This window comes from Vreelandella halophytica (genome assembly GCF_968193635.1).
Genome location: NZ_OZ309107.1, coordinates 994,983 through 1,021,406 on the forward strand (window position 1 = coordinate 994,983; position 26,424 = coordinate 1,021,406).

Consider the following 26,424-nt stretch of genomic DNA (forward strand, 5'->3'; position numbering starts at 1 on the left):
AAATGTATTTTATTGCTGCAGGAGGGCCTGGTGTTTTGACTATCGCTATTTTGCCAGGCGCAGTTCCGTTATCCTTGAATTTCAGACCACTATATTAGGTTGGCGATTAAAGTCCGTCCGGTCAACGCAGCGTTAACTATACGGTGTTGCGGCCTTTCTCGCCTAAAAGGTTTTTTCAGGGTGTCGACCTATTCATGCTCCGCTTTTTAATCGCAACGCTAGCGCTTAATTTTCTGCTCGTCGCCCCCCTGTGGTGGCGTTTCGAGGCTCCCGGCGTAGTGCTCATTGCCCTGGAAGCGTGGGTTCTGGCCCCGCTACTGATGCTGATGCCGGTAGGGCGCGTGCGCCGCTTGCTCATGGTGCTCATCGTCGCGTGGGCGGGGCTTGTCAGCGCTGCCAACCTGGGCGGCGTCGCTACCCATACGGCGTTTGGCCGCTCGCTCAACCTGTATCTCGATGTTCCGCTGCTGCGCTCTATTTATCATCTGCTAGTAGGTAATGTAGGCCAGTTGGCCGGAGTTTTCATAATGTTGCTGGGCGGGTTCCTCTTTTTGGGCGTGCTCGTTTTGGTGGGCTGGCTGCTCTCACCCAGGCGTTCGCTTGCGTCACGGCGCCTGCCGGGGCTTCTCGCCCTGGGGGTGGCGGCAGGCGCGCTCGTGCTCGGCGTATTGGCGTATAACGGCCACCGGGTACTGGCGAATTCAGCGCTGCCGATGGTCGATGTCACGGGTTTTCAGGCCGAGCAGATAGCCGCCACGCATCGGGCGCGGCAGGCCTTCGAAGACCAGCTCGAGCAGACGCCGCTCGAGGCGCAGCCACTGCCGGGTCTTTCCGGGCGTAACGTGCTGCTAACGTTCATCGAATCCTACGGGGTGACGGCGCTCGACGGCCCGCGCTATGGCGCGCTCATTCAAGCAACGCTCGAGGAAATGGAGGAGCGCTTGCAGGCGCGCGATATCGGCGTGGTCTCCGGTCTTTTAGAGGCGCCGATCCGTGGCGGCCAGTCCTGGCTTGCTCACGCCAGCGTATTGAGCGGGCGATGGATCGATAACCAGCTCTGGTACCGGCTCATGCTGGATAGCGGCCACTCCACCCTGGTGGATGATTTCCACGCGACCGGCCAGCGCTCGCTCACCGTCATGCCGGCCATTACGCTTGCCTGGCCCGAGGGCGTCGCCTATGGGTTCGAGGAGATCAAAACCGCGCGCAATATTCCCTACGCCGGGCCGATGCTCAACTGGGTGACCATGCCCGATCAGTTCACCCTGGATTACGTCGCCCGCACACAGCTCGACGATGTCCCGCTTTTCGCCCAAATCACGCTCATTTCGAGCCATGCCCCCTGGACACCGATACTGCCCGTGCTCGAGAACTGGTCGATGATTGGCGACGGTGGGATTTTCACCCCTTGGGAAAACGCCGCCGACCCGCCCGAGGTGCTCTGGCAGGACCTGGAGCGTATTCGCGACCACTACGGCTGGTCGGTGGATTATTCGGTCAAAACCACCGGACGCTTTGCCGAGCGCGTGGTGGACGACGAGACGCTCTTGATCGTTCTTGGTGACCACCAGCCGGCGCCGCTGATCACCGGCGAAGAGGCAAGTGCGGCGGTGCCGGTGCACGTTTTCAGCAAGGATCCGGCGCTGCTGGACGCCTTCCGTGCCCGCGGCTTTATCGATGGCACGCTTCCGCCGCTCGATGATCCCTATAGCGCGCCACGAATGAGCGAGCTGCGTCACTGGTTGCAGGAAGATTTCGGCGCGCCGGCGCCTTGAGCAGGGTTAGCGGGTGTGGCGGGTATCAGTAAAGACGATATTGCTTGACGTTTTTAAGGCCCTGGGCCTCTTCGACGACCTTGCGATAGCGCTTGTACTCCCACTGATACTGCTCCGGGGCTAGCGCAATCGAGGCTTCGACACTTGCGTTGACGCCGGTGGCTGACGTGACGTCCTCTTCACTGTAGACGCGCTCGTCGGCATCCAAAAAGTGGATCACGAAGCCCTTGCCCGGCACGCGAAGCGCCACACCGGTGACGACGCGCGCCTGGGTGCGGGCAACGAGCTTGGGTAGCAGGGTCGCGGTGTAGGCCGGCCGCCCGAAAAACGGCGCGAAAACGCCGCTGCCCCAGTTGGGTTCCTGGTCGGGCAGGATACCGATCGCCTCGCTGCGTTTGAGCGCCTTCAAAAGGGCCGCCACGCCGCGCGGGTTAGTGGGTACCAGACTTGCGCCCATGCGCTCGCGGCCGTGGCGAATGATCGGCTCCAGATCGTTGATCTTGGGGGGCTCGTACATGGCGGTGAAGGGAAAGTGGTTGGAGAGCCAGAAGTTGAGCACTTCCCAGTTGCCAAAGTGGGGGGCGAGTACGATTACGCCACGCCCCTCGGCTCGGGCGCTGTCCAGCTTGTCGCGGCCGTGCACCGCGATGATCGACGCGGCGACTCTTTCCGGCGCGGCCATCCACGCGAAGCCAAGCTCCAGCATGGTGGCCGTGGAGTGCTTGAGACTCTGCTTGGCGAGGTGCTTTTGCTCGTTGGCCGTAGCAGAAGGGTAGACCTCGTTGAGGTTGAGCTCGGTAACGCGGCGCTCACGCTTACTAAAACGGTAAACCTGAGGGCCGAGTAGCGACGCCACGCGCCAGAGTGTCGTCAAGCGCCGCCGGGAAAGAGTCTTCCATAGCCAAGCGATGACGCGCGCCTGTAGCGCCCCGCGCCGCGTACCGCGATCCTCGTCCTGCATGGATCAGATGAGCCAGGTATCGACATTGGAAGGCGCGCGTCCTTCCTGCAGCGCCTTGAAACCGACGACAATGCGGACGATCATCCAGACCGCGAGTAGTACTAACATGAGTATGCCGATGACAAACAAGAACAAGAATAATGAGATGACACTGTAAACCATGCCGATCCAGAAGGTACGGATTTGATAGCGGTAGTGCTCATCGAGCCATTCGGGGCCTTTGCCGCGATAGACATAAGCGATGATCAGCCCTACCAGCATCGTAAAACCACCGGTGACGTAACCGGCGAGATAAAGGGCATAGTTCACCATGACGAAGGTGGTGTCGGGCTTCTTGGCGACGCTGCCTGTCTGTGCTTCGCTGCCTACGACATCGCCGTTCAGTGGGGTGTTGTCATCTTGCATGGGTACTCCTGTTGTTACAAATGTCGTTACAAACAATGGTGTCCAGCATCTCGGCGATGCGGGTGAAGGCGCTATAATAGCGCGGATGACAACCGGTATCATCGGTGGAGAGTAACTTTTTCTTAGCCTCCCCGGTTCAACGTCCCAGCGGGCGGCAGATTTCCAGCAGGTTGCCGTCCGGGTCGCGCAGATACACCGACTCGATGGTGCTACTCGCTCCCTGGCGCTGTACCGGGCCAAGCTCTATCTCGACGGAAAGCGCCTCGAGATGGTCGATGAACTCCTCCAGCGGCAGTTGGCAGCGCAGGCACAAGTCCAGGCTGCCCGGCGTGGGCGTAGCGGATATCGGCGCGATATCGGTATCGGTTTGATGCAGGCGCAGCGCGGTATCGCCCAGCATCAGGTCCACCCGCTGGGCGTCGCGATAGCGCACGTCGAGCCCGAGCACGCGGGAGTAAAAATCCACGGCGCGGCCCATGTCGGTTACGGTTACTACTAAATGGTCCAGGCCTGTGAGCATGTCACCTTCCTTAATACGTTCCTGAAAAGATTATCGTGATCCGGGGCTTGGAACTTGAGACCGCCCTTTCTTGATCAGTACCCAGGATGATACGCCAGCCCGGTCGTTGAGTGTCAGTTAATCATTGGCCGGCGAGCCAGGTAGTACTTGCACCCTGGTAATATTACCGTAAACGCCGCGTCGGGTTGGATAAAGGACGGGCTCTCTCAGCCGATAGTTAACATACGATATAAAAAGCGTTGACTTTAAAGCGCCGAGCGCAATAATTGCGCGCCCGTTTTCTTGCCTTTTGTGTGTACCGGCAAAGAAGCGGCCGGTACGGTACTCAACACCATTATGGCAAGGCAAGGTGAGGTGGGCATGTCGCGGCAACTGTTGGCTATGGCGCTTGCGCCGTTATTGGGGCTTTTCATTCTGGGGATCGGCAACGGCTTTTTGGCCACGCTGATCACCCTTCGCCTGGACGCGGCGGGCGAATCCGCGACGCTGATCGGTGTCGTGTCGTCGGCCTACTTCATCGGCCTGGCGTTTGGCGCCATGTTCAACGACCGGCTGCTGGTGCGTATTGGCCATATTCGCGCTTATGGCAGCTTCGCCTCGCTGGTCGCCGTGACCGTTTTGCTGCAAGGGCTTTTCTTCGACCCCTGGGCGTGGTTCGTGCTGCGTTTGATCGGCGGCTGGGCCACGGTGGGCGTCTACCTGGTCATCGAAAGCTGGCTTTTGACCGCTGGCGATCAAAAGGTGCGCGGCCGGCTGCTCGCCCTTTACATGATTTCGCTTTACGCCGCCGGGGTGGTGGGCCAGCTTCTTTTAGGCGTGACCAACGCCATGGGCGTGACCGCGCCCTTCATGGTAATCGGTATGCTGGCGTCGCTTTCGGTGTTGCCCATGGCGATGATTCCCCGCGTCTCCCCCTTGATCGAACACGCCGAACCGCTGCCGCCGCACCGACTGATCACCATGACCCCCACGGGCGTGGTGGGCAGCCTTGGCTCGGGCATGGTGGTGGCCGCCGCCTACTCGCTTTTACCGCTTTACCTGCAACGCATCGGCATGAGTGTGGGCCAGGTCGGCCAAATGATGGCCGTGTTGATCCTCGGGGCGATGCTGCTTCAATACCCCATTGGCCGCTGGTCCGACCGCCACGACCGGCAAATGGTGCTGATCGGTATCAGCGCGTTCTGTATCGTGATTTCCGGTGCGATGCTCTGGCTGACGCTTTCGACCCCTGTGCTGGCCGTATTGTTGTTTTTGCTCGGCGGTGGTGTGTTCGCCTTCTACCCGGTGGCCGTGAGCCACGCCGCCGACCGGGCGCCCGCCGGCGCTTTGGTGCGCATGAGCCAAGGGCTTTTGCTGATCAACTCCATCGGCGCGACCTTGAGCCCGCTACTGATTTCCCCGGTGATGACGTCTGTTGGCGACGCCGGGCTTTTCTGGGCGTTCGGCGCCATGAGCCTGTTCTTTTTGCTGTTCTTTGGCTGGCGGCGCAGCGTGCGCCCGGCACCGCTACCGGTGGCGCCGTTTACCGCAACAGCGCCGATGTCCAGCGCCGGCGCCGAACTGATCGTCACCGAGGAGCTGGTTCAAGGGGCGCTGGAGCACGAACACCTGGAGGATCTCTCCCAGGTCGTTCCCGAGGTGGACGTGGCGGAGCCGATGGTGGGCCCGCCGGCCGAGGACGAAGTGCACATTACCTACTACGACGATGTAGAGGGCGTTCATCGCCCCCAGGCGCCGACCCTTTAAGCCAGTAAAGGCCACCGGTGAATCCAGAGGGTGTGATACCTTGGGTGAATAGTGTGCAAACGCTCGTTTGACTACCATGCTGTAGTTAACGATTACGCGTTTTCAAACGTCACTTCACCTGGGTTGAGGGGTTGCCATGAAGGATTATGTCGCGCCGGTTCGCGATCTGCGCTTTGTACTCGAAGAGATGCTGGCGCATCGTTCGCTGGCGCTGCCCGGCTTTGAGGAGGCCACGCCGGATCTGGTCGAAGCCGTGCTCGAAGAGGCCGCTAAACTGGCCGGCGATGTTTGGGGCCCACTAAATCGCGTGGGTGACCAGCAGGGCGCCACGCGCCACCCGGACGGCAGTGTCACCACACCAGAAGGCTTTGTCAGCGCCTACCAGGCTTTTGTGGAAGGCGGCTGGAACGGTATCGGCGTGCGTGAAGCGCTGGGCGGCCAGAACCTGCCCGAAGTCGTGGCCAGTGCGGTGCAGGAGATGCTTCACGGCGCCAATATGGCGCTGGGTCTGTGCCCCATGCTCACCGCCGGCGCGATCGAGGCCCTGGCCCATCACGGAAGCGACGCGCTCAAAGCGACTTACCTGTCCCAACTGGTCGAAGGGCGCTGGACCGGCACGATGAACCTGACCGAGTCTCAGGCCGGGTCGGATCTTTCCAAGGTGCGCACCAGAGCCGTTCCCGAAGGCGATCACTACCGCATCAGCGGCCAGAAAATCTACATCACCTGGGGCGAGCACGACGCCGCGGAAAACATCATTCACCTGGTGCTGGCCCGCAAACCCGATGCGCCGGAAGGCAACAAGGGCATTTCACTGTTTTTGGTGCCCAAATTTCTCGTCAATGACGATGGCTCGCTCGGTGAGCGTAACGACGTCACCTGCGCCTCCATCGAACACAAGCTCGGCATTCACGGCTCGCCGACCTGCACGCTCAGCTTCGGCGAGCAGGGCGGGGCGATTGGCTACCTGGTGGGTGAAGAGGGGCGCGGGCTCAATCACATGTTCACCATGATGAACGAAGCGCGCCACAAGGTCGGCATTCAGGGCATTGGCGTGGCAGAACGCGCCTGCCAACACGCTGCGGATTACGCCCAGGAACGCGTTCAGGGGCGTCTTTCCAGCGCCCGCGGCGGCAAGGAGTCCACGATTAGCGAGCACCTGGACGTCAAGCGCATGCTGCTCTCCATGCGCGCGCGTACCGATGCGCTCCGGGCGTTGGCCCTTTACTGCGCCGGCCAGCTCGATATTGCACGCCGCAGCGATACGCCCGCCGAGCGCGAGGCCGCCCAGGCGCTGATCGACGTTTTGATTCCCATCGTCAAAAGCTTCTCGACCGACCAGGCGGTGGATATCGCCTCCCTGGGCATTCAGGTGCACGGCGGCATGGGCTACGTGGAGGAAACCGGGGCGGCCCAGCTTCTGCGCGACGTGCGCATCGCGCCCATTTACGAAGGCACCAACGGTATTCAGGCGCTGGACCTGGCCGGGCGCAAGCTCCAGCGCGATGACGGCGCAGCGCTTACGCGCCTGATCGAGCGCGTCGAGCAAACCGCCAGCGCCCTGGGCGATGACGCGGGCCTGGCGCATCTGGGGGAAGCGCTCGGCCAGGGCGCCCAGGATCTGCGCGCGGCGATGGCCATCGTGCTCGAGCAGGGCAAGGATTTGGATCGCGGTGTCGATGCGGTTCAGGCCTACGCCACGCCGTTTCTGAACCTGGCCGGGCACGTCTTCTGCGCCTGGCAGATGGGCGAGGCGGCGCTTGCTGCTACCCGCGCGCAAAGTAGCGATGCGTTCTACAAGGCCAAGCTTGCCAGCGCGCATTTCGTCATTACCCAATGGCTGCCGGTCGGTCGGGCCCAGCGCGCGGTGATCGAAGCGGGCTATGAGTGCCTGATGGATGTCGATGGCGACCTATCCTGATCCCTAATAAAAAAGGAGCCAACATGAGCGAACAGGTAATCGAAAAAAACGACAACGACGGCGTCGTAACGCTGACGATCAACCGGCCCAAGGCGCTGAACGCACTCAATGGCGAGGTGCTCGAAGCGCTTGCAACGCATCTTGACGCCCTCGAGCGCCAGACCAACCTTCGCCTGGTGCTGCTCACCGGTGCCGGGGAGAAGTCCTTCGTAGCCGGGGCGGATATTACCGAGATGCGCGACAAGGACCCGGAGCAGGCGCGTGCGTTCGCCAAACAGGCGCTGGGGACCATCAAGCGCCTTGAAACGCTGCCGGTACCGGTCGTGGCGCTGGTCAACGGGTTCTGTCTGGGCGGCGGCTGTGAACTGGCGCTGGCCTGCGACTGGGCGGTGGCAAGCGATAACGCCGTGTTCGGCCAGCCCGAGGTATTACTGGGCGTGATTCCAGGCTTTGGCGGCACCCAGCGCCTGCCGCGTCGGGTCGGCCCCGCCCTGGCGATGGACCTGGTCACCACCGGGCGCAAGATCGACGCCCAGGAAGCGCTGCGTATCGGCCTGGTCAATCGCGTCATGTCCCAGGCGGAGCTTGCAAACTACGCTGAAGAGCTCACCCAACAGCTCAAGGGCAACGGCCGCCAGGCGGTGCGCGCCGCCAAACAGGCGGTGCACGACGGCATGGATCAGGACCTGGACAGCGCCTTGGCACTGGAAACCAGTCTGTTCGCCCTCTGCTTTGCCGGGGCCGAGCAACAAGAAGGCATGAGCGCCTTCGTCGAAAAACGCCCCGCGAAGTTCTAATGACATTGTTCTAATCTCACTGCTTTCATTTCATTAACGCTCGCACCGTTATTAAGGGGTGGCCCAACGGTCACCCCTCTTTTATGCTCGAAGGCTCTCTCATTAAATGCGTGGTGCTGCGATGTACGATCTTCATATCGCCAATAAAAACTACTCCTCCTGGTCGCTTCGCCCTTGGGTGTTAATGACGGCCCTGAACATCCCCTTTAACGAACACGTTACGCCGTTTGAAGGCGGTGCGGGGGAGAGCCACGACAGTTTCATTCGCTTCTCGCCCTCGGCAATGGTGCCTTGCCTGGTGGCCGCTGATGACGAGGCGGGCCCGGTGTGGGACTCGCTGGCGATTATCGAGTATTTGGCCGAGGTTCATCCTGGCGTGTGGCCGGAAAACCGCGCCGCCCGCGCCTGGGCACGCTCGGCAAGCGCTGAAATGCACAGCGGCTTTGGTGCGCTGCGCGGCGAGTGCCCGATGAACTGTGGGGTGCGCGTTAAGCCAAACGCTTTTTCAGCGGCGCTGGAAAAGGATCTGACGCGCCTGGATGCGCTGTGGCAAGAGGGACTCGAGCGTTTTGGTGGCCCCTTTTTAGCCAGTGAGCAGTTTAGCGGTGTCGATGCTTTCTTCGCCCCGGTCGCGTTTCGCGTACAGACATTCGGATTACCGCTAAGCGAGCGCTCGCGCGGATACGTCGATCGCTTGCTGGCGCTTCCCGCCATGCGGGCCTGGTATGAAGGGGCGTTAGCGGAAGCTTGGCGCGAGCCTAATCATGAGAAAGACACACTTGCGAACGCCACTTTATTAAACGATGAGCGTAGCAAGGCATAATGAAGAGGCGGGCAGCGGCCCGCCTCTGGTAGGCAAACGGTTTTAAAACAACAGGAAAATCAGGTAGGCGAGAATAAAGCCGACCAGCGATTCAAGTGCTTGCTGGACTGTCCAGGTCTTGAGCGTGGTTTTGACATCCATGCCCAGCAGTCGACCGACCAGCCAGAAGCCCGAGTCGTTGACGTGGCCGGCAAATACCGAGCCCGCCGCGGTGGCGATGGTGATGGCGACGACCTGCATATCCGTGAAGCCTCCTCCGATGACGGCGGGGGCCATCAGACCCGCCGCGGTGACCAGTGCGACCGTGGCCGAGCCCTGCGCCAGGCGCATGATGACGGCGATCACGTAGGCCGCCACGATCACCGGCAGCCCCAGGTCACTGAGCGAGCCGGAGAGCGCATCGCCAATGCCCGAGGCGCGCAGAACGCCGCCGAACATGCCGCCAGCACCGGTGATGAGCACCACCGAGCAGATCGGCCCCAGCGACGAATCCAGCACTTTTTCGAGCGCATTGCCCTCTACGCCGCGGCGGTGCCCCAGTACCAGCATGGCGACCAGCGTCGAGATCAAAAGCGCCACCGGCGTGCTGCCCAGGGCGCGTAACAGCTGAAACCATGCCTGGCCGCTGTCGACCGCGCCGAGTGAGCGCAGGAAGTCGAGGCCGGTATTCATGAAAATCAGCACTAACGGCAGCAGCAGCATGAAGAGGATCGTGCCTACCGCCGGCGGGTTGGTAATCTCTTCATCCTTGACGTCCCCAAAAAGCGCCTTGCCTAGCGGGAAAGGATGACGTTTGGCAACGATTTTGCCCCACATATAGCCGGACACCCACCAAAGCGGCAAGGCGATGACCACCCCGGTAAGCATCAAAAGCCCCAGATTGGCGTCGTAGTACTCGGCGGCGCTGACCGGGCCCGGGTGCGGGGGAAGGAACACGTGCATGACCGAAAACGCCGCGGCGGCGGGCATGGCGTAAAGTAGAATCGGGCCGCCCAGTTTACGCGCTACGGCGAAGATGATCGGCAGCATGACGATCAAGCCGGCATCGAAGAAAATCGGAAAACCCATCAACAGCGACGCGACGCCCAGCGCCAGGGGAGCGCGCTGCTCGCCGAACAGCTCGATCATCTTGTCGGCCAGCACGCGCGCCCCGCCAGAGTGCTCCACCAGCTTGCCAAGCATGGCGCCAAGGCCCACCAGCAGCGCCACGGCGCCAAGCGTTCCCCCGAAGCTGTCGACCAGGGTGGGCACGATGGCGTCAAAAGGGATGTTGGTCGCAAGCGCGGTGAGAAAGCTGATGACGATCAAGGCCAAAAAGGCGTGTACCTTGAATCTGATGATCAGCAGCAGAAGCAGCAAAACGGCTACTGCGGCAATGCCCAGCAAGGGGCCCGCCGACATCGTTTGCGTCCATCCATCCATGAGCGAGCTCCAGGGTCAGTAGTGTTGGGTCATCGGCAGCTAAATGTTATCGGTAACATCGTGGTGTTTGCATGGTAGAGCATGACCCCGGACGTTAAACACTCGACCTTGGTTTAATACTGCTTCGTACAAAGTGAACCATCGTTCGGGCGCGCCGCGCCTGGAAGCGACGCGAGGGCAGCGCAAATCCGTTACACTAACGGCCACATTAAATCGGACGACCTCAATGGCTTTAAGCGCGACCCCCTATAAAGTGGATCTGAACCTGACCGACCTGGACCGCAACGTATTCGAAACGCTGCGTTTCACCGTGGCCCGGCATCCTTCCGAAACCGAAGAGCGCCTTTGTGCGCGCCTTTTGGCCTTTGTTCTCTGGTATAGCGAAGCGCTCGGTTTTGGCCGCGGGCTTTCCGACGTAGACGAACCGGCGCTTTGGGAGAAAAGCCTGGATGGCCGCGTGCTTCACTGGATCGAGGTAGGCCAGCCCGACGCCGAGCGCCTGACCTGGTGCTCGCGTCGCGCCGAGCGCGTTTCGCTGCTCGCCTACGGGCGAACGGACCAGTGGGAGGCAAAGGTCCTGCCAGGCGTTGCCTCGCTCAAGAATCTACACGTGGCGACCCTGCCTGAGTCGGCCCTTGCGGCCGTGGCCGCCGACCTGCCCCGGGCGATCAACTGGGCTATAATGATCAGTGATGGCTCACTATTTGTGACCAACGATGCCGGGCAGCACGAAGTCACCCCGAACTGGCTGATTCGCGAGCGTTAGGACGCCGCTTGTATCGCTATCATGCTCAATGGATTGATACGGGCCTGGAAACATCGAAGGGAAAAGTACGCCCACTAAATAAATTTTTAGTAGCATACAGCCAAAAATGTATATAAGCGTCTACGCTTACCGGGTCCCCGAACGCCTCAAGGAACGAAACATGAACGTATCTTCTGCCAAACGGCGGAACGCCTTTGCTATTGCCGCTTCTTTTTTGCTGTTATCACCGCTCGCCGCAGCCAGCGACAGCGCCTTAACACTCAAGATCGAAAACGACGGCCTCGCCAGTAGCGACGACAACCACTTTACCAGCGGTTTCGAGCTCAACTACGGTTACGCCCCGGATAACGAGAGCTGGACTCAGCGCATGGCTACCGCCTTGCCCGATGCCATCATCGGTCGGGCCGACCAGGTGGCGTTTCGGCTGGTCCACCAGATTTACACGCCAGAACTGATCGAAGAGCCTACGCTGATCGAGGATGACCGGCCGTATGCCGGTCTGGTGTTTGCCGGCATGTCGTTTTACGAAGACACGCCCATTACCCAGAACATTACTCGGGCTACGGACCTGCACCTGGACGTAGGCCTGGTCGGGCCGTCCTCCCAGGCCGATAGCATTCAGCGCGAAGTGCACCGCATCACCGATAGCGACCGGCCGCGGGGTTGGGACAACCAGCTAAGCGATGAGCCAATCGCCAACGCGACCCTGCGCCGCCAGTGGTGGATCGACATGCCGCTAGCCGGCAAGCAGTTCGCCCACGGCCCGAGCCTGGGCGCGGCGCTGGGTAACCTTTATACCTACGCAAGTGCGGGCTACGGCGTGCGCTGGGGCGATGACGCCAGTGGCGTGCCCACGATTACGCCCAACCCCGGCAATCGCGGGCAATTTGAAAGCACCCACGGCTGGCAGTGGTATCTGTTCGCCAACGTGGACGGCTACTACATGGCGCATAACCTGACCCTGGACGGCAACGTTTTCTCGTCGAGCCACTCGGTCGACAGCAAGGAGTGGGTGGCCGACGCCTCCGCCGGACTGGCGCTGGGCTACGACGACTGGCAGGTCAACTACACCGCGCTCAAGCGTACCAAGGAGTTCGACGGTCAGGAGAGCCACGACACCATTGGTTCGATCACGCTGACCAAGCGTTTCTAGGTCGTTGAAGCGTCGCCAACGCCGTATCTGACGAGGGCCGTTATATGCCAAAAGCGCCGTTTCCTCATACCCCGGATGGCCGCTACTTCGTGGCCAAAAACCGGCTTTGGCGCTGCACCGACCCGCGCCTTGACGAGGACGAAGAGCAAAAGCACGTCAACGCCTTGATGAAGGCGCGCCGCGCGGTCAAAACCGCCAAGGACCAGGACGACGAGCAGGCGTTGAAAAAAGCCCGGGCCGACGTGCAGAGCGCCAAAGAGGCGCTGGGCGAACGCGGCCCGGTCTGGTGGGACGACGGCGCGCCGGACGAGAACGAGCGCGCCCCTAAAAACAGCTCCTACGCCGAGTGGTGGAGTGAGTACCAAAAGCGCCAGGCCGACCCACAATGAGTCCGAAGTAATCCCCACTGACGGTCCTGGATCGAGTGACTACACTCAACGTCCATGAATCGAAAACGGCGGCGTATTACGTATGGACATGATGTTTTTTAGCGGTTGGGAAAGCCTGGTACGCACGCTGGTGGTCGGTGTACTGGCTTACTTCGTGCTGATCGTCTTTTTGCGGATTTCGGGTAATCGTACGCTCTCCAAGATGAACGCCTTCGACATGATCGTGACGGTCGCGCTGGGTTCGACCCTTGCCACGGTGCTGCTCTCCAAGGACGTGGCACTGGCCGAAGGCACGCTGGCCCTGGCCTTGCTGATTGCGCTTCAGTATCTGATTACCTGGCTCAGCGTGCGGGTGGGCTGGGTCAAGCGAGCGGTGACCGGCGAGCCGCTGATGCTGCTCTATCAAGGCGAGCTTTTGGTAGACGCGCTCTACAAGGCCCGGGTGACCGCCGACGAAGTACGCTCGGCGGTGCGCGCAAGCGGGCTTGCCCACATGAACGAGGCCGCGGCGGTCGTGCTGGAAACCGATGGTTCGCTCTCGGTGGTGACTAGCCAAAGCCCCGGCGAGCGCACGAGCCTTCAAGACGTTCGCGGTCCGCACTAAAGGCGCTAACATTTTGGTGGGTTATCAACGCAAAACGGCCCTCTCGAGGGCCGTTTTGCTGTGCGATGGGTAAGCGGTCGACCCTTACACTTTATCCTGGGTCTTGTACTCGAAGTCGCTGGCGTCGTGGCGCTCGTGAAGCTGCTCGCTCTCATCGCCCCAGGTCTTGTTGACCATGCGGCCACGCTTGACCGCCGGGCGCTCGTCGAGCTCCTCGGCCCAGCGAACCACGTTTTTGTAAGTGTGCGCCTGGAGGAATTCCGCCGCTTCGTAGACCCGGTTTTTCACCAGTGCCCCGTACCAGGGGTAAATCGCCATGTCGGCGATGGTGTACTCGTCACCGGCCATGTAGCGGTTGTCCGCCAAGTGGCGGTCGAGTACGTCGAGCTGGCGCTTCACTTCCATGGTGTAGCGGTCGATCGGGTACTGATAGCTTTCCGGCGCGTAGGCGTAGAAGTGGCCGAAGCCCCCGCCTAGAAGCGGCGCGCTGCCCATCTGCCAGAAAAGCCAGGAGAGTGTTTCGGTACGCTTGGCCGGGTCAGTCGGCAAAAAGGCGCCGAACTTCTCGGCCAGGTACAGCAAAATCGAGCCCGACTCGAATACCCGCTGGGGCGGGGTAACGCTGTGATCCATCATCGCCGGAATCTTGGAGTTCGGATTCACCTCCACGAAACCGCTGCCGAACTGATCGCCCTCACCAATCTGAATGAGGTGGGCGTCATAATCGGCTTCCTTGATGCCCTTTTCTAGAAGCTCCTCGAGAAGAATGGTCACCTTGACGCCATTGGGCGTGGCCAGCGAATAAAGCTGGAGCGCATGCTTGCCAACCGGCAGCGGCTTTTCCTCCCGAGCGCCCGCCGTCGGGCGGTTGATATTCGCGAATTTGCCCCCGTTACCGGGTTCCCACTCCCAAACACGTGGCGGTGTGTAGCTATCGCTCATCAAAACGGCTCCTGGTCTTAACAATCGTCTTTAGCGCCACCTCTTTAATCAATGGCGCTCTCGAATATTAACATGCTCTAAACGTAGTCTCTCACCCCTCATCAAGCTAGTGAAAACCCGCTATAGGACGTATATGCTTAATTAATTTGCAGCCAAACGATCCAATTCAACAGGTTCAATTCAACAGCAGGAGAGGCGATATGCGAACGATCGGAGTGCTGGGCGGCATGAGCTGGGAATCCACCCAAAGCTATTACAAAGCGCTGAATGAGGGGATCAACGAGGCGCTCGGGGGCTTACACTCCGCCTCGATCGCCATGGTGAGCGTCGACTTTGCCGAGATCGAAGCGCTTCAGCGCGCAGGTGATTGGGACGGTGCCGGCCAGTACCTGGCCGAGGCGGCCAAACGCGTAGAAGGGGCCGGTGCAGGCTGTTTGCTGCTGGCCACCAATACCATGCACAAAGTCGCGCCGGCCATCGAACAGGCGATTCGAATTCCGCTTCTACACATAGCGGACGCCACCGGCGAGCGGTGTCAAAAGGACGGCATCAGCCGCGTAGGGCTTTTGGGCACGCGCTTTACCATGGAGCAGGATTTTTATAAGGCGCGCCTCAAACAGCGCTACGGCATCGACGTGGTGATTCCCGATGAAGCTCAGCGCGAAAGCGTCCACCGGGTGATTTTCGAAGAGCTTTGTCGCGGCAAGATCTTTGATGCGTCCCGCCAGCGCTATCTCGAAATCATCGATGCTTTAAAGGCGCAGGGTGCCGAGGCCGTGGTGCTGGGCTGTACCGAGATTGCGCTGCTGGTCGACCAGACGCATAGCCCCGTGCCGCTGTTGGATACGACCACCCTGCATGCGCAAAAAGCGGTGGCCTGGGCGCTCGAAGCGTAAATCGCGGCAACTAAAGAAGTCCTGGACGTTAGTCGCAAGCGGCGTTTATTGCTTTGACACCGCCGAACCGGGCCGATAGCCTTTCCGAAAACCGATGTTACCGGTAACAGCTGTTGCTAACAGTCGTTATTGCTAACCGTCGTTATCGCTACACCGAACCCGCTATTCATTAATCCGCTATTCCTCCGGCTTTTAAGCGGCAGGGCTTTAAAGCACGGGGTGCGCATCTGGAGAGAAACCAATGCCCGCTACTTCGTATCGTATCCTGGTCATGGGGGCCTCCGGGTGTGGCAAGTCCCTGGTCGGCCAGCAGGTAGCCGCCTCGTTAGGCGCGCGGTTCATCGACGGCGACGACTATCATCCGCCCGCCAACGTGGCCAAGATGTCCAGCGGCACGCCCCTCGATGACAGCGACCGCCAGGGGTGGCTGACGACGCTTTCAACGCTATTCGCCAAGTATCGCCAGCAAGATGAAAGCGTGGTCATCGCCTGCTCCGGGCTCAAAAAGCGCTACCGGGATCTTTTACGCGAGGGCGACCCAGGGCTCAATATTCTGTTTTTGGAAGGCAGCCAGGCGCTTTTGCGCGAGCGTCTGGAAACCCGCGAGGGCCACTTCTTCAAGGGCGACAACATGCTGGCAAGCCAACTGGCCGATTTGGAAGCGCCGGGGGAGGATGAAGCCGTCACCCTGTCGATTGCGCTGGCGCCGGGGGCGATCGTCGAGGGGTTCATCAGCCGTTTGGCCGAGCCGGCCTGATATTGGCGGTTTTCACACGCGGGGTGGCGTCGTATGCTGGATCGATGAACGCGCCAGACCAACGCTTACAAGGCCCGCCAGTGTGAAGAAAAAACGCCCTACGTTACAGGACATCGCCGAGCGCGTTGGCGCCACGAAAATGACCGTCAGCCGCTGCCTGCGCAATCCGCAAACCGTGTCCGAGGGGCTTCGCGAACGTATTTTTCATGCCGCGGAGCAGGTGGGCTATATACCCAACCGGGCCCCGGAGCTTTTATCCCGCGCCAGGAGCCACTCGATCGGCGTACTGGTGCCCTCGCTTACCAACCAGGTGTTTGCCGACGTCATCGTGGGGATCGAGGCGTGCGCCGAGCCGGCGGGTTTTCACCTGATGCTGTCGCACTACGGCTACAGCCCGGCGCTCGAGGAGCAAAGCCTGGCGTCGCTGCTCTCCTATAATGTGGACGGCGTGATTCTTTCCGACCACGAGCACACCCCCAGAAGCCTGCGTATGCTGGAAACCGCGGGCATCCCCATCGTCGAAATCATGGATACCTACCGCACGCCTTTGGAACTGGCGGTAGGCTACGACAACGTGCAGGCCGCCGATGATATGGTCAGCGAGATGATTCGTCGGGGCCGGCGTCGGGTCATCTACCTGGCGGTTCGCCTCGATGAGCGCACCCGCCAGCGCGAGCAGGGCTATACCAACGCCATGACCCGCCACGGCCTAGCGCCGGTGACGCTGCAAAGTACCACGCGCTCCTCTTACAGCGTAGGCGCCGAGCTAATGCGCGATATCATCGCGCAACACCCCGACGCCGACGGCATTTTTTGCACCAACGACGATGTAGCGGTAGGCGCTTACTTCGAGTGTCTGCGCCAGGGGCTTCGCGTGCCCGAGGCGCTGGCGATCGCGGGCTTTCACGGTCACGATGTCGGCCAAGCGATGACGCCCCGGCTCGCCAGCGTAATCACGCCGCGCCAGGCGATTGGCGAGACGGCGGCGAAGGCGCTGATCGCGCGCATTCAGGGGCAAGAAGAGTCCGCCGCCAGCGTTATCGACCTGGGATACACCATCGAGACGGGGCAAACGCTTTAAAGCGTGGTGGTAAACTCTTGAGTTCGCTAAAGTAGACAGCCACCATTTAGGAAAAAGCGGGGCTCTTTTTGAAGATTACAAAATTAACCGTCTACCCGGTAAAGTCGTTCAAAGGCATCGACCTGGAGCAGGCAACGCTCACCCGCCAGGGGCTGGCCTGGGACCGGCACTGGATGCTGGTCAATGAGCAGCAATCATTTGTCACCCAGCGCGAGATCCCGGCGCTTGCCTTGATTTCGGTGGCGTTGACCGAGCACGCGCTGGTGCTTTCCCATCCAGAAGCGGGCTCGATCGAAATTTCGCTCGAAAGGCCCCAAACCCCGCTGCGTGTGGTCACGGTGTGGGGAGACGCCTGCAAGGCCTTGCCCGAAAGTGAAGACGTGACGCGCTGGCTGGTACGCGCGGTAGGGGAACAGGCGGCCGGGGTTCGGCTGGTGCGCTTTGCGACCGAGTTCGAGCGCCCGGCTCGCTCCATCGACGGTGCAACGGCGCCCACGTACTTTGCGGATGGCTATCCGCTGACCATTGGAACCACCGGCTCGCTTGACGCGCTTAACGAGGCGCTGCGTGAGAACCAGCAGGCGCCGGTGCCCATGGAGCGCTTTCGGCCCAATATCGTGATCGACTGCCCCACACCCTGGGCGGAAAATGCCTGGCGCAGGATCAGTACCGCTAATGATGCGATTCATCTTTCGCCGTGTAAGCCCTGCCAGCGGTGTAAAATAGTCACCACCGACCAGCAAACGGGGCAAATCCCTGAGCCTGGCGAGCCGTTGGCGACGCTGGTCAAGCTTAAAACGCAACCTGCGCTCAAGGGGGCCTATTTTTGCCAAAACGTCACGATTGCCAGGGGGCTGGGGTCGGCACTGGCTGTGGGCGATGAGGTTCGGGTCATCGATCAGCACTAGCGGGGCGTTAAGGCGCTCGGCACGGTTTTAAAAATGAGCTACGCTTGTGGGTGTGGCATCGGGAGGTCTCTTCCGAGCCCTTTGAGTAACCAGGCAAATGATTGCAACAGGAGTATTCCATGGATAGTAAAGCGAATGCACATTGGGAAGGCGGCTTAAAAGACGGCAAGGGCAAAATCGCCACGGAAAGCGGTGTGCTGGACGCCGGCTACTCCTTCAAGCAGCGTTTTGAAGGCGAGAAGGGCACCAACCCGGAAGAGCTGATCGGCGCCGCTCACGCCAGCTGTTTTTCAATGGCGCTTTCAATGGTCCTGGGCGATAAAGGCTATACCGCCGATGCGATCGACACTCAGGCAACGGTAACGCTTTCGCAAGGCAGCGGTGGATTCGATATCTCCAAAATCCATCTTGAAGTCGAAGCAACCGTTAGCGGTGCCGACGAAGCGGCTTTCAAAGAAGCTGCAGAAACCGCCAAGGCCAACTGCCCGGTATCCAAGGTATTGAAAGCCGAAATCACCATGTCGGCGAAGCTCAAGGGCTAGTTCTTTTACCCGGCCTTAACGGTCGGTCTGATCGAATAGTTTGATTAAAGCGCTGTCTTCGACAGCGCTTTTTTATTGGGATCCATTAAAGTAGCAGCGGCCATCGATGTTAATTGGTAGATGTTGCTTGGTAAAGACAGAGTAGTAGGAGTAAGAGGAAAGCGTTAACAAGAAAGCATTAGAAAAAGCGATAGTGAAACAAGAGGTGAGGGGGTGACCACCACTACCTGTTTGAACTGCGTGCCCGTTTGAATTAATTAGATGCCATGGAGTTTAAACGCTCAAACGATAGCCACAAAAAAGCCCTGGTAAAAACCAGGGCCCTTGATCACACTAATAGCTAACTATTAGGTGTCCAGATCGTTGTCCGTGTCGGTGTCACGATCCATATCATCGTTCATGTTGGTATCGTTATTCATACCATCGTTATTCATATCGTCATTACGATTAGCGTCGCGGTCATACTCTTCGGCTTCTTCGAGCGCTTCTTGAGTAGCGTTTACGCGAATCACGTAATCTTCGCCGTCGTCTTCACGGGTAAGGTCAAGAGAATCCCACTCGATGGCGACGTCTTTCTCACCCATACCCAGGAAACCACCAACACCTACTACGACCGCTTGGATCTGTCCGTCCTGATCAATGATCAGATCGTTGATGGTGCCGATTTCATCGTCGTCCTCAACGGTGCTGTGTACCGAATTGCCGGTCAGCGAGTCAGCATGAAAGGTACCCTGCGGTGCGGCTGTCATGTAAGTAGCGTCCAAGTCGTTCGACTGCGCGTTAGCGCTTGCTGCGAACATGAAAGCCGGTACCATCAGCGTGCCTAGAAAAGCGGGTTTGATCATTTTCATTGCTATTGCTCCTTGCGTTCGTAGTAAGGTATCGAGCATTAATGCTTGTACCTAAACTTTGAATAGTTAACGTTAAATAAAGATGCTAACTATTTTCCTGGTGGCCAAAGCCACGTCTTGCTCGTTTCTTTTCGCATCTGCCAAAAGGCATGAGCGAACTTTTACTGCGTCAGGCTAAAACTACGGGGGTAGTAAGTTAACCTTGCCTTGCGCTAAATGCGCCGGACACTTCTTAAGGTAGACGCTGTGAGTAGCTTTGCAACATTTGTAAGCAATCGATTTTTAAAAAAAGCGTTCATCAAGGTTAAATGCACCGAAATAAAGCATTTTAATTAACTCAGGTTATCTTTCAGGGTCGAGCACACCGCCCATGGATGCGTTTCGACGAAACCAGCCCGCAATGCTGCTTCGGGAACGGTGGGTGGTCAGCACCTCGTGGGGGATCTTGTCGGAGAGAAAGCAGGCAAAGGTGCCGGCCTGGGGAGTGACCCTGGCCACCTCGCGCTCTGGATCCTCGGGGGCGTAAATGACCATTTCACCACCGCCGTCGATGGGCCAGTCCGGGCTTAGGTAGCCTACCGTTGAAATGACCCGATTGGCACGGCCGCGAAAGCTGTCCAGGTGGCGCTTGTAAAAGGCGCCCGCCGGGTAGTACGCGAAGTGCGCCTCGTACTCGAAAAGCCCCAAAAAAAGCGTTTGGTTGAGCGCTACCTGCAAGCGCTGCATGGCTTGAAGGTAGTGGCGCTGCGCTTCGCTTTCCTGGTTGAGCCAGTGAATGGCATCGCCGCGTATGTCCTTGCGCAGTAGGTGCTGCTGACCGCGACCTATACCGGCCTCTTCGAGCGCCTCCGCGTCTCTCAGGCGGGCCAGCTCAGCCGCCAGCGCCTCGCAAAGCGATGGGTCGATCACGTCCTTGCCCACGTACCAGCCCTGTTCGACCAGTGCATCGATTAGCTCGGCCTGGGCGCTTTGCGCAAACGCCTCGCCCCAGGACGTGCTGGAAACACTCATCGCTTACTCCGCTTCGCGGCGGGGGCGGCGCTGATATCGCCTTTTTTGGCCGCCCGATTGCTACGCTCGGGGTGGTGTTTGAGCGAGCCTGACGGACGCTCATAAAGGTCGATCGGCATGCCAAAGCCCTTGGCCAAAAGCTCGACGAGCATCATCGCGGAAAGCCCCCAAATCACGTGGCCATCGACATGGTAGCTCGGCACGTAGTGGGCCACGCCGTCTACGGTAATCACATCGGTGTAGGTCCGCTTGTCGTTTAGAAAGTGGCTCAAGGGCACCTCGAAAATGGTGTCGATCTCGCCGGGGTCGGCTTTCAAGGCCAACTGGGGCGCGATGATGCCCACCCAGGGCGTCACGCAAAGCCCGTGTAGCGAGACCACGTCGGAAAGCTGGCCGATGCACTCGACCTCACCCGGGGGCAGGGCGATCTCTTCCTCGGCTTCGCGCAGGGCGGTGTGGTAAAGGTCGTGGTCGTCGGGTTCGCGCTTGCCACCCGGAAAGGCTACCTGGCCGCTATGGGTCGATAGATGACTGGCCCGCCGGGTAAAGAGCAGCGTGGGCTCGGGATGCGCGACGATGGGCAACAACACCGCCGCCTGTAAAAGTTTGGCGCGGCCCAACTCTTTTGGCCGATAGTGTTGCAGCTCTTTGCGCAGTTTCTCTAACATGGAGGTTCCATCAGGTTTACTCCCTTTTACAAAGCGTGACAACCGGCGTCAAGCCAAGCGCCCCACCTTATCAGCTGTTGAGATACCATCATGAATTTTTGTAGCCAGTGCGGTGAAAAAGTCCGCTTTGCCGTTCCCGAAGGCGACGACCGCCCGCGCTACCTGTGCGACGGCTGCGGGGCGATTCATTACCAAAACCCGCGCATCGTGGCCGGTACACTGCCGGTTCTTGATGACAAGATCTTGCTGTGTAAACGCGCGATTTCCCCGCGCAAGGGGTACTGGACGCTGCCCGCCGGCTACATGGAAAACGGCGAAACCACCCGTGATGCCGGGCTTCGCGAAACCCGCGAAGAGGCCATGGCGAGCGTCGAGATTCAAAGCCTTTATACGCTGATCGACCTGCCGCATATCAATCAGGTCTACATGATCTTTTTGGCGGATCTCAACGGTGGGTTCGCCGCGGGCCCGGAAAGCCTCGAGGTCGCGCTATTCGCGGAAGACGATATCCCCTGGGACACCCTCGCTTTTCCCACCATCGAGCGCACCCTCAAGCACTTTTTCGAGGACCGCAAAAGCGACCGCTTCCCGCTGCACATGAGCACCGTCACGTTAGAAGACCGCGAACGCTATTTCGGCAGCGCTTAGGACCGCCGAAGAGGTTGGCGGGTAGCGTTCAGGCAAAGCCCGGGGGCGCCGGCGCTTTAAGGTCGGCAAGCTCCCATACCGCATAGGCGACCTCCTCGTAAGGGTGGGCCAACTGAAGCGCCGCCACGGCGGCGTGAATACACTCTTCGTCGCACACCATCTCCACCTTGTACTCCTCTACAGTGGTGAGTTCGCCCACTTCACCGATATGCGGGTGGGCGCCTTCCATGGGGCGGAACTGGCCGGTACCCGGCGTCTGAAAGCAGCACGCCTCGTAATGGCCAATGCGGCCGGCGCCGGTTTCGAACACGGCTTCCTTGACGCTCTCGGCGTCCTCGATGGGTACATAAAACGTCAGTTTGTACATGATGTTGCCTCTTTCAAGCAGGGTGTCATAGTCATCTTAGCGGATAGGCGGCTATGGGGCGCGGGCCAGGCTTTGTATGATGGTATTTCACGACCAGCAATCCCTAGGGTCTCATTCATAAGGATCAACGAGCCGGACCATGGATAAATTCGAGGTAAAACTGGACCAGGCGGCCCGGGCGGCGTGGCTCTCCTACGTGGGAGGGCTCACCCAGGATGAAATCGCAAGCCAGTTGGGCGTTTCGCGCCCAGGCGTGCAGCGCCTTTTGGCCCTGGCCCGGCAGGCGGGGCTGATCAAGGTGCATATCGACCATCCGATCTCGTCGTGCATGACGCTGGGGCGTGAGCTTGCCGAGCGTTTTGACCTGAACTACTGCGATGTAGTGCCGGCGGATATGAACGCCCCGGACAGCGCCGCCTACTACTTGGCCGTGGCGGGCGCCAAACGGATGGCGCACCTGGTGGAGCACAGCGAGCCGCTGACGCTGTCGCTGGGGGCCGGGCGCTCGGTGCGTGCGGCGGTCGAGGCGCTGGATCGCATCGAGCGCCCCCAGCACCGTTTCGTCTCGTTGATCGGTAACGTCGCCCGGGACGGCTCGGCCAACCGCTTCGATGCGGTGATGGCGCTGGCGGATAAAACCGGCGGCGAGCGCTTTTTGCTGCCCGCGCCGGTGGTCGCGGAGTCCATCGAGGAAAAAGAGGCCATGCTAAACCAGCGGCTGTTCCAGGCGATTGCCGAGGTGGCGGCGGCCTCGAAGGCGGCATTCATTGGGGTCGGGCGCATCGACCGCCAGGCGACGCTCTATCAGGATCACTTCATCAGCCAAGCCGAGCTCGATGAGCTGCTCCGGTTAGAGGCTGTCGGCGAGCTTCTAGGCTGGCCGCTCAATCAGCAGGGCGAGCTGATCGAGTGCTCGATCACCCAACGGGTCACGAGTCTTGCGCTCGATCAGTTCGGCCAGCAGACCATGGTGGCCATCGCCGGTGGCCAGGACAAGGCGCCGGCCATTTTGGCGGCGCTGCGAAGCGGCTGGCTCAAGGGGCTGATTACCGACGAAGTGGCCGCGCGCCACATTTTGAGCACGCTATAAAGCTTTTCAAAACGCGGTGGCGGGCCCGCAACCGCGTCTGGCAATGGGGGTGTTAGCGTAAAGTAGTAGCGCCAGGGCTTTGCTTTTTTTTGTCTCGCGTACGATCATTTGTTCGATTGATGATCAAAATAATCAGCGCCATAACAAGTCCAAATTCGCTCAAAGGAGTGCCGTATGCGTTTTGCACATCACTTGCCGCTCAGCGCGCTGGCCGCCGGTATCGCGCTGGCGGGCCATGCTCAGGCCCAGACCCAAATCACCGTGGCCACCGTCAATAACAACGACATGGTCATCATGCAGAGCTTGACCGACGAGTTCGAAAGCGCTCACCCGGAGATCTCGCTCGACTGGGTGGTGCTCGAAGAGAACGTGTTGCGCCAGCGCATGACCACGGATATCGCCACCGGCGGTGGCCAGTTCGATGTCATGACCATCGGCGCCTACGAGGCCCCCATCTGGGCAGAGCGCGAGTGGCTCACCCCGCTCGATGACCTGGCCGACGACTACGATGCCGACGACCTGCTGACCTCGGTGCGCGACGGCTTGAGCCTGGACGGCACGCCCTACGCGCTGCCGTTTTACGCAGAAAGCTCGATGATGTACTTCCGCAAGGACCTGTTCGAGCAGGCGGGTATCGAGATGCCCGACCAGCCCACTTGGGACCAGGTGCGCGAATGGGCCGAGCAGCTTCACGGCAGCGAAGAGGGGCTGGCGGGGATTTGTTTGCGCGGCAAGCCCGGCTGGGGCGAGAACATGGCCTTCGTCACGACCCTTGTAAACACCTACGGCGGCCGCTGGTTCGACGAAGAGTGGAACCCGGAGCTCGACTCCGACGCCTGGCAAAACGCGATCAGCTTCTACGTCGACCTGCTGGGTAACTATGGCCCGCCCGGGGCGAGCTCCAACGGCTTCAACGAGAACCTGGCGCTTTTTGCCCGCGGCAACTGCGCCATGTGGGTAGACGCCACCTCCGCCGCCGGCACGCTTTATGATGGCGATGAATCGAGCGTGGCCGATAACCTCGGTTTTGCCCCGGCGCCGGTTGCCGAAACGCCCAAGGGCTCGCACTGGCTCTGGACCTGGGCGCTGGCGATCCCCGCCTCCTCGGAAAACAAGGACGCCGCCAAGGAGTTCATCAGCTGGGCCACGTCGAAAGAGTACATCGAGCTTGTCGGCGAGACCCAGGGCTGGACCAACGTGCCGCCGGGTACACGCGAATCCACCTACGCCAACGAGCAATACCAGCAAGCCGCGCCGTTTGCCGAGTTCGTGTTAAACGCCATTCAGGAGGCCGACCCCACCGACTCGACCCTGGAGCCCAACCCCTATACCGGCGTGCAGATCGTCAATATCCCTGAGTTCCAGGCGATCGGTACCCAGGTAGGCCAGACCATTGCCGCGGCCCTGACCGGCGACAGCACGGTGGAACAGGCCCTGGATAGCGCCCAGCGCGCTACCGAGCGCACCATGCAGCGAGCCGGTTACAACGACTGACCCGGCAGGCGCCCGCCGACGGCGGGCGCCTTCGCTCTCATTGCACGCCTTTAGCCAAGACTGCTTTCGCGGGTATTTTCATGACTAGAACACGCGCATCCGGCCGTACGGTCGGTGGGTTAAGAGCGCTTTCGCTACAGGCGCCCGCCGTTACGCTACTGCTTTTATGGATGCTGATACCGCTGGGGATGACCGTTTGGTTCTCCTTCCAGCGCTACAACCTGTTGATGCCCGGCATGACCGGGTTTGCCGGGTTTGAAAACTACGAGTATCTGCTGACCGACCCCGCGCTTTGGTCCGCCATGGGCACGACGCTTTTGCTGGTGGGCTGGGTGCTGGCCATTACCGTGGTGGGCGGCACGCTCCTGGCCGTGCTGTTCCAGCAGGAGTTTTTCGGCCGGGGTATCGCGCGGGTGCTGGCCATTTCGCCGTTTTTCGTCATGCCCACGGTCAGTGCGCTGATCTGGAAAAACATGATGATGCACCCCTCCAGCGGGGTACTGGCCTGGCTTGCCCAGTCGCTTGGCATGCCTGCCGTCGACTGGTTCTCGTCGCTGCCGCTGACCTCGATCATCATCATCGTCTCCTGGCAGTGGCTGCCCTTTGCGCTGTTGATTTTGCTCACCGCGATGCAGTCGCTGGACGAAGACCAGGTCGAAGCCGCGCGGATGGATGGCGCGGGGCCGCTCGCGATCTTCTTTTTCATTACGCTGCCGCACCTAAAACGGGCGATCAGCGTGGTGATCATGATCGAGATGATCTTTCTGCTGACGATTTTCGCCGAAATCTTCGTCACCACCTCCGGCGGCCCCGGGCTTGCCACCACTAACCTGGCGTACCTGATCTACATTCGGGCGCTTTTGGATTTCGATGTTGGCGTGGCCTCGGCGGGCGGCGTGATCGCTATCATTCTGGCCAATATCGTAGCGATCTTTCTGGTCCGCATGGTCGCCAAAAACCTGGAAGATTAGGCCTGTTAACCCCAAAAGCGTGATCCCGGGCGTTTGAGGAGCACGACACACATGAGTACGCCGCTATGACTACGCCACGTCAATACGCCGCGCCAACGCGCGCCTTCCCGATCAAGCAGCTCTTGTTGACCCTGCTGGCCTGGTCGGTCGCGCTGGTGATCTTTTTCCCCATCCTCTGGATGGTGCTGACCGGCTTTAAAACCGAAACCGCCGCCATTGCCGACCCAAGCTTCCTCTTTACACCGACGCTTGAAAGCTACGAGGCCGTGCAGGCGCGCTCGGGTTATGCCCGCTTTGCGCTCAACAGCGTAGCGGTCGCTTTCGGCTCTACACTGTTGGCGCTATTGATCGCGATTCCCTCGGCCTACGCCATGGCGTTTTTACCCACCAAAAGCACCAAGGGCACCCTGTTATGGATGCTTTCGACCAAGATGCTACCGCCGGTGGGCGTGCTGGTGCCGATCTATCTCATCTTTCGCGATGTTGGCCTTTTGGATACCCGCACCGGGCTGATCATCGTCTACACCCTGATGAATCTGCCCATCGTGGTCTGGATGCTCTACACCTTCTTCAAGGACATGCCCAAAGACATCCTCGAAGCCGGACGGATGGACGGCGCCTCAACGCTCCAGGAGGTCGTCTACCTATTGCTGCCGCTGACGCTTCCCGGCATCGCCTCTACCGGGTTGTTGTCCGTCATTTTGAGCTGGAACGAAGCGTTCTGGAGTCTCAACCTGACCTCCTCGAAAGCGGCGCCGCTGACCGCCTACATTGCGTCCTTCTCGAGCCCGGAAGGGCTCTTTTGGGCCAAACTCTCGGCGGCCTCCACCATGGCGATCGCCCCCATCCTGATCCTCGGCTGGATGACCCAAAAACAAATGGTCCGTGGTTTGACCTTCGGCGCCGTCAAGTAAGG

General features: G+C 60.1%; 28 protein-coding genes. 19 read left to right on the forward strand and 9 right to left on the reverse strand.

The window, feature by feature from the left end:
- Positions 1-194 precede the first annotated feature (194 nt).
- Positions 195-1,775 (forward strand): alkaline phosphatase, encoded by a 1,581-nt coding sequence (locus tag ACWHXT_RS04690; RefSeq protein ID WP_447957439.1) that lies wholly within the window; start codon positions 195-197, stop codon positions 1,773-1,775.
- Between the two features lie 25 nt (positions 1,776-1,800).
- Here ACWHXT_RS04690 and ACWHXT_RS04695 read toward each other — a convergent pair whose 3' ends face one another.
- The 3 genes from ACWHXT_RS04695 to ACWHXT_RS04705 form a co-directional block, all read right to left on the reverse strand.
- Positions 1,801-2,736: a lysophospholipid acyltransferase family protein gene (locus ACWHXT_RS04695; protein WP_447957440.1), complete on the reverse strand. Its 936-nt coding sequence runs from the start codon at positions 2,734-2,736 to the stop codon at positions 1,801-1,803.
- A gap of 3 nt (positions 2,737-2,739) precedes the next feature.
- Positions 2,740-3,141 (reverse strand): DUF4870 family protein, encoded by a 402-nt coding sequence (locus tag ACWHXT_RS04700; RefSeq protein WP_447528081.1) that lies wholly within the window; start codon positions 3,139-3,141, stop codon positions 2,740-2,742.
- A 136-nt stretch (positions 3,142-3,277) separates the two neighbouring features.
- On the reverse strand, positions 3,278-3,661 hold the full coding sequence (locus ACWHXT_RS04705; protein ID WP_447528082.1) for a VOC family protein: 384 nt from the start codon (positions 3,659-3,661) through the stop codon (positions 3,278-3,280).
- A 360-nt stretch (positions 3,662-4,021) separates the two neighbouring features.
- On the opposite strand from ACWHXT_RS04705, the gene ACWHXT_RS04710 reads away from it, so the two are divergent.
- The 4 genes from ACWHXT_RS04710 (at position 4,022) to ACWHXT_RS04725 (ending at position 8,948) form a co-directional block, all read left to right on the forward strand.
- Positions 4,022-5,407, forward strand: a complete 1,386-nt coding sequence (locus tag ACWHXT_RS04710; protein ID WP_447957441.1) for an MFS transporter — start codon at positions 4,022-4,024, stop codon at positions 5,405-5,407.
- Between the two features lie 136 nt (positions 5,408-5,543).
- Entirely contained in the window at positions 5,544-7,328 is a 1,785-nt protein-coding gene (locus ACWHXT_RS04715; protein WP_447957442.1) for an acyl-CoA dehydrogenase, read from the forward strand.
- A gap of 23 nt (positions 7,329-7,351) precedes the next feature.
- The gene (locus ACWHXT_RS04720; RefSeq protein ID WP_447957443.1) at positions 7,352-8,125 is read left to right on the forward strand and encodes an enoyl-CoA hydratase/isomerase family protein; all 774 of its coding nucleotides are present in this window, start codon (positions 7,352-7,354) and stop codon (positions 8,123-8,125) included.
- Between the two features lie 121 nt (positions 8,126-8,246).
- Positions 8,247-8,948, forward strand: a complete 702-nt coding sequence (locus tag ACWHXT_RS04725) for a glutathione S-transferase family protein (RefSeq protein WP_447928330.1) — start codon at positions 8,247-8,249, stop codon at positions 8,946-8,948.
- 42 nt (positions 8,949-8,990) lie between these two features.
- Here the strand turns inward: ACWHXT_RS04725 and ACWHXT_RS04730 are convergent, their stop codons facing one another.
- Positions 8,991-10,370, reverse strand: a complete 1,380-nt coding sequence (locus tag ACWHXT_RS04730; RefSeq protein ID WP_447928331.1) for a GntP family permease — start codon at positions 10,368-10,370, stop codon at positions 8,991-8,993.
- A gap of 226 nt (positions 10,371-10,596) precedes the next feature.
- Here ACWHXT_RS04730 and ACWHXT_RS04735 point away from each other — a divergent pair, with 226 nt between their 5' ends.
- From ACWHXT_RS04735 to ACWHXT_RS04750, 4 genes are all read left to right on the forward strand, one after another.
- Positions 10,597-11,136, forward strand: a complete 540-nt coding sequence (locus tag ACWHXT_RS04735; RefSeq protein WP_447957444.1) for a YaeQ family protein — start codon at positions 10,597-10,599, stop codon at positions 11,134-11,136.
- Between the two features lie 160 nt (positions 11,137-11,296).
- Positions 11,297-12,289, forward strand: a complete 993-nt coding sequence (locus tag ACWHXT_RS04740; protein ID WP_447957445.1) for a lipid A deacylase LpxR family protein — start codon at positions 11,297-11,299, stop codon at positions 12,287-12,289.
- A 44-nt stretch (positions 12,290-12,333) separates the two neighbouring features.
- Positions 12,334-12,678 carry a hypothetical protein gene (locus tag ACWHXT_RS04745; protein ID WP_447957446.1) on the forward strand — a complete coding sequence of 115 codons (345 nt, stop codon included), beginning with the start codon at positions 12,334-12,336 and terminating at the stop codon, positions 12,676-12,678.
- A gap of 82 nt (positions 12,679-12,760) precedes the next feature.
- Positions 12,761-13,282 (forward strand): DUF421 domain-containing protein, encoded by a 522-nt coding sequence (locus tag ACWHXT_RS04750; protein ID WP_447895429.1) that lies wholly within the window; start codon positions 12,761-12,763, stop codon positions 13,280-13,282.
- Between the two features lie 84 nt (positions 13,283-13,366).
- Here the strand turns inward: ACWHXT_RS04750 and yghU are convergent, their stop codons facing one another.
- Positions 13,367-14,224, reverse strand: a complete 858-nt coding sequence (gene yghU / locus ACWHXT_RS04755) for a glutathione-dependent disulfide-bond oxidoreductase (RefSeq protein ID WP_447957447.1) — start codon at positions 14,222-14,224, stop codon at positions 13,367-13,369.
- 200 nt (positions 14,225-14,424) lie between these two features.
- Between yghU and ACWHXT_RS04760 the strand changes: the two genes are divergently transcribed.
- From ACWHXT_RS04760 to ACWHXT_RS04780, 5 genes are all read left to right on the forward strand, one after another.
- Positions 14,425-15,120, forward strand: coding sequence for an aspartate/glutamate racemase family protein (locus ACWHXT_RS04760; RefSeq protein ID WP_447957448.1), 696 nt, complete (start codon positions 14,425-14,427; stop codon positions 15,118-15,120).
- Between the two features lie 241 nt (positions 15,121-15,361).
- On the forward strand, positions 15,362-15,877 hold the full coding sequence (locus tag ACWHXT_RS04765) for a gluconokinase (protein WP_447957449.1): 516 nt from the start codon (positions 15,362-15,364) through the stop codon (positions 15,875-15,877).
- A gap of 82 nt (positions 15,878-15,959) precedes the next feature.
- Positions 15,960-16,958 carry a substrate-binding domain-containing protein gene (locus ACWHXT_RS04770; protein ID WP_447928337.1) on the forward strand — a complete coding sequence of 333 codons (999 nt, stop codon included), beginning with the start codon at positions 15,960-15,962 and terminating at the stop codon, positions 16,956-16,958.
- A gap of 68 nt (positions 16,959-17,026) precedes the next feature.
- Positions 17,027-17,866, forward strand: coding sequence for an MOSC domain-containing protein (locus ACWHXT_RS04775; protein ID WP_447957450.1), 840 nt, complete (start codon positions 17,027-17,029; stop codon positions 17,864-17,866).
- A 119-nt stretch (positions 17,867-17,985) separates the two neighbouring features.
- Entirely contained in the window at positions 17,986-18,408 is a 423-nt protein-coding gene (locus ACWHXT_RS04780; protein ID WP_447957451.1) for an OsmC family protein, read from the forward strand.
- A gap of 347 nt (positions 18,409-18,755) precedes the next feature.
- Here the strand turns inward: ACWHXT_RS04780 and ACWHXT_RS04785 are convergent, their stop codons facing one another.
- The 3 genes from ACWHXT_RS04785 to ACWHXT_RS04795 all read right to left on the reverse strand — a co-directional run bounded on the left by ACWHXT_RS04785 (position 18,756) and on the right by ACWHXT_RS04795 (position 20,938).
- Positions 18,756-19,259, reverse strand: a complete 504-nt coding sequence (locus tag ACWHXT_RS04785; RefSeq protein WP_447957452.1) for a PRC-barrel domain-containing protein — start codon at positions 19,257-19,259, stop codon at positions 18,756-18,758.
- A gap of 342 nt (positions 19,260-19,601) precedes the next feature.
- Positions 19,602-20,270, reverse strand: coding sequence for a 2OG-Fe(II) oxygenase (locus ACWHXT_RS04790; RefSeq protein ID WP_447957453.1), 669 nt, complete (start codon positions 20,268-20,270; stop codon positions 19,602-19,604).
- Entirely contained in the window at positions 20,267-20,938 is a 672-nt protein-coding gene (locus tag ACWHXT_RS04795; protein WP_447957454.1) for a CoA pyrophosphatase, read from the reverse strand. The genes ACWHXT_RS04790 and ACWHXT_RS04795 overlap by 4 nt, the downstream gene beginning before the upstream one ends.
- A gap of 90 nt (positions 20,939-21,028) precedes the next feature.
- On the opposite strand from ACWHXT_RS04795, the gene ACWHXT_RS04800 reads away from it, so the two are divergent.
- The gene (locus ACWHXT_RS04800) at positions 21,029-21,586 is read left to right on the forward strand and encodes an NUDIX hydrolase (protein ID WP_447928342.1); all 558 of its coding nucleotides are present in this window, start codon (positions 21,029-21,031) and stop codon (positions 21,584-21,586) included.
- Between the two features lie 28 nt (positions 21,587-21,614).
- Here ACWHXT_RS04800 and ACWHXT_RS04805 read toward each other — a convergent pair whose 3' ends face one another.
- Positions 21,615-21,953, reverse strand: a complete 339-nt coding sequence (locus tag ACWHXT_RS04805) for an NGG1p interacting factor NIF3 (RefSeq protein ID WP_447528102.1) — start codon at positions 21,951-21,953, stop codon at positions 21,615-21,617.
- 139 nt (positions 21,954-22,092) lie between these two features.
- Here ACWHXT_RS04805 and ACWHXT_RS04810 point away from each other — a divergent pair, with 139 nt between their 5' ends.
- The 4 genes from ACWHXT_RS04810 (at position 22,093) to ACWHXT_RS04825 (ending at position 26,422) form a co-directional block, all read left to right on the forward strand.
- Positions 22,093-23,043 (forward strand): sugar-binding transcriptional regulator, encoded by a 951-nt coding sequence (locus ACWHXT_RS04810; RefSeq protein ID WP_447957455.1) that lies wholly within the window; start codon positions 22,093-22,095, stop codon positions 23,041-23,043.
- A 174-nt stretch (positions 23,044-23,217) separates the two neighbouring features.
- A complete protein-coding gene (locus tag ACWHXT_RS04815; protein ID WP_447957456.1) occupies positions 23,218-24,537 on the forward strand; it encodes an ABC transporter substrate-binding protein in 1,320 nt (439 codons plus the stop codon).
- An 80-nt stretch (positions 24,538-24,617) separates the two neighbouring features.
- A complete protein-coding gene (locus ACWHXT_RS04820; RefSeq protein ID WP_447957457.1) occupies positions 24,618-25,508 on the forward strand; it encodes a carbohydrate ABC transporter permease in 891 nt (296 codons plus the stop codon).
- 65 nt (positions 25,509-25,573) lie between these two features.
- Positions 25,574-26,422 (forward strand): carbohydrate ABC transporter permease, encoded by an 849-nt coding sequence (locus ACWHXT_RS04825; protein ID WP_447957458.1) that lies wholly within the window; start codon positions 25,574-25,576, stop codon positions 26,420-26,422.
- The last annotated feature ends 2 nt before the right edge of the window (positions 26,423-26,424 follow it).

Bases quoted from the DNA above. Each gene is read 5' to 3' on its own strand.
- ACWHXT_RS04815 (WP_447957456.1), top strand. From the start codon at position 23,218: ATGCGTTTTGCACATCACTTGCCGCTCAGCGCGCTGGCCGCCGGTATC.
- ACWHXT_RS04795 (WP_447957454.1), bottom strand. From the start codon at position 20,938: ATGTTAGAGAAACTGCGCAAAGAGCTGCAACACTATCGGCCAAAAGAG.
- ACWHXT_RS04690 (WP_447957439.1), top strand. From the start codon at position 195: ATGCTCCGCTTTTTAATCGCAACGCTAGCGCTTAATTTTCTGCTCGTC.
- ACWHXT_RS04805 (WP_447528102.1), bottom strand. From the start codon at position 21,953: ATGTACAAACTGACGTTTTATGTACCCATCGAGGACGCCGAGAGCGTC.
- ACWHXT_RS04730 (WP_447928331.1), bottom strand. From the start codon at position 10,370: ATGGATGGATGGACGCAAACGATGTCGGCGGGCCCCTTGCTGGGCATT.
- ACWHXT_RS04820 (WP_447957457.1), top strand. From the start codon at position 24,618: ATGACTAGAACACGCGCATCCGGCCGTACGGTCGGTGGGTTAAGAGCG.
- ACWHXT_RS04825 (WP_447957458.1), top strand. From the start codon at position 25,574: ATGACTACGCCACGTCAATACGCCGCGCCAACGCGCGCCTTCCCGATC.
- ACWHXT_RS04715 (WP_447957442.1), top strand. From the start codon at position 5,544: ATGAAGGATTATGTCGCGCCGGTTCGCGATCTGCGCTTTGTACTCGAA.
- ACWHXT_RS04780 (WP_447957451.1), top strand. From the start codon at position 17,986: ATGGATAGTAAAGCGAATGCACATTGGGAAGGCGGCTTAAAAGACGGC.
- ACWHXT_RS04705 (WP_447528082.1), bottom strand. From the start codon at position 3,661: ATGCTCACAGGCCTGGACCATTTAGTAGTAACCGTAACCGACATGGGC.
- ACWHXT_RS04735 (WP_447957444.1), top strand. From the start codon at position 10,597: ATGGCTTTAAGCGCGACCCCCTATAAAGTGGATCTGAACCTGACCGAC.
- ACWHXT_RS04710 (WP_447957441.1), top strand. From the start codon at position 4,022: ATGTCGCGGCAACTGTTGGCTATGGCGCTTGCGCCGTTATTGGGGCTT.
- ACWHXT_RS04695 (WP_447957440.1), bottom strand. From the start codon at position 2,736: ATGCAGGACGAGGATCGCGGTACGCGGCGCGGGGCGCTACAGGCGCGC.
- ACWHXT_RS04785 (WP_447957452.1), bottom strand. From the start codon at position 19,259: ATGAAAATGATCAAACCCGCTTTTCTAGGCACGCTGATGGTACCGGCT.
- ACWHXT_RS04720 (WP_447957443.1), top strand. From the start codon at position 7,352: ATGAGCGAACAGGTAATCGAAAAAAACGACAACGACGGCGTCGTAACG.
- ACWHXT_RS04765 (WP_447957449.1), top strand. From the start codon at position 15,362: ATGCCCGCTACTTCGTATCGTATCCTGGTCATGGGGGCCTCCGGGTGT.
- ACWHXT_RS04800 (WP_447928342.1), top strand. From the start codon at position 21,029: ATGAATTTTTGTAGCCAGTGCGGTGAAAAAGTCCGCTTTGCCGTTCCC.
- ACWHXT_RS04760 (WP_447957448.1), top strand. From the start codon at position 14,425: ATGCGAACGATCGGAGTGCTGGGCGGCATGAGCTGGGAATCCACCCAA.
- ACWHXT_RS04745 (WP_447957446.1), top strand. From the start codon at position 12,334: ATGCCAAAAGCGCCGTTTCCTCATACCCCGGATGGCCGCTACTTCGTG.
- yghU (WP_447957447.1), bottom strand. From the start codon at position 14,224: ATGAGCGATAGCTACACACCGCCACGTGTTTGGGAGTGGGAACCCGGT.
- ACWHXT_RS04790 (WP_447957453.1), bottom strand. From the start codon at position 20,270: ATGAGTGTTTCCAGCACGTCCTGGGGCGAGGCGTTTGCGCAAAGCGCC.
- ACWHXT_RS04725 (WP_447928330.1), top strand. From the start codon at position 8,247: ATGTACGATCTTCATATCGCCAATAAAAACTACTCCTCCTGGTCGCTT.
- ACWHXT_RS04810 (WP_447957455.1), top strand. From the start codon at position 22,093: ATGGATAAATTCGAGGTAAAACTGGACCAGGCGGCCCGGGCGGCGTGG.
- ACWHXT_RS04740 (WP_447957445.1), top strand. From the start codon at position 11,297: ATGAACGTATCTTCTGCCAAACGGCGGAACGCCTTTGCTATTGCCGCT.
- ACWHXT_RS04750 (WP_447895429.1), top strand. From the start codon at position 12,761: ATGGACATGATGTTTTTTAGCGGTTGGGAAAGCCTGGTACGCACGCTG.
- ACWHXT_RS04700 (WP_447528081.1), bottom strand. From the start codon at position 3,141: ATGCAAGATGACAACACCCCACTGAACGGCGATGTCGTAGGCAGCGAA.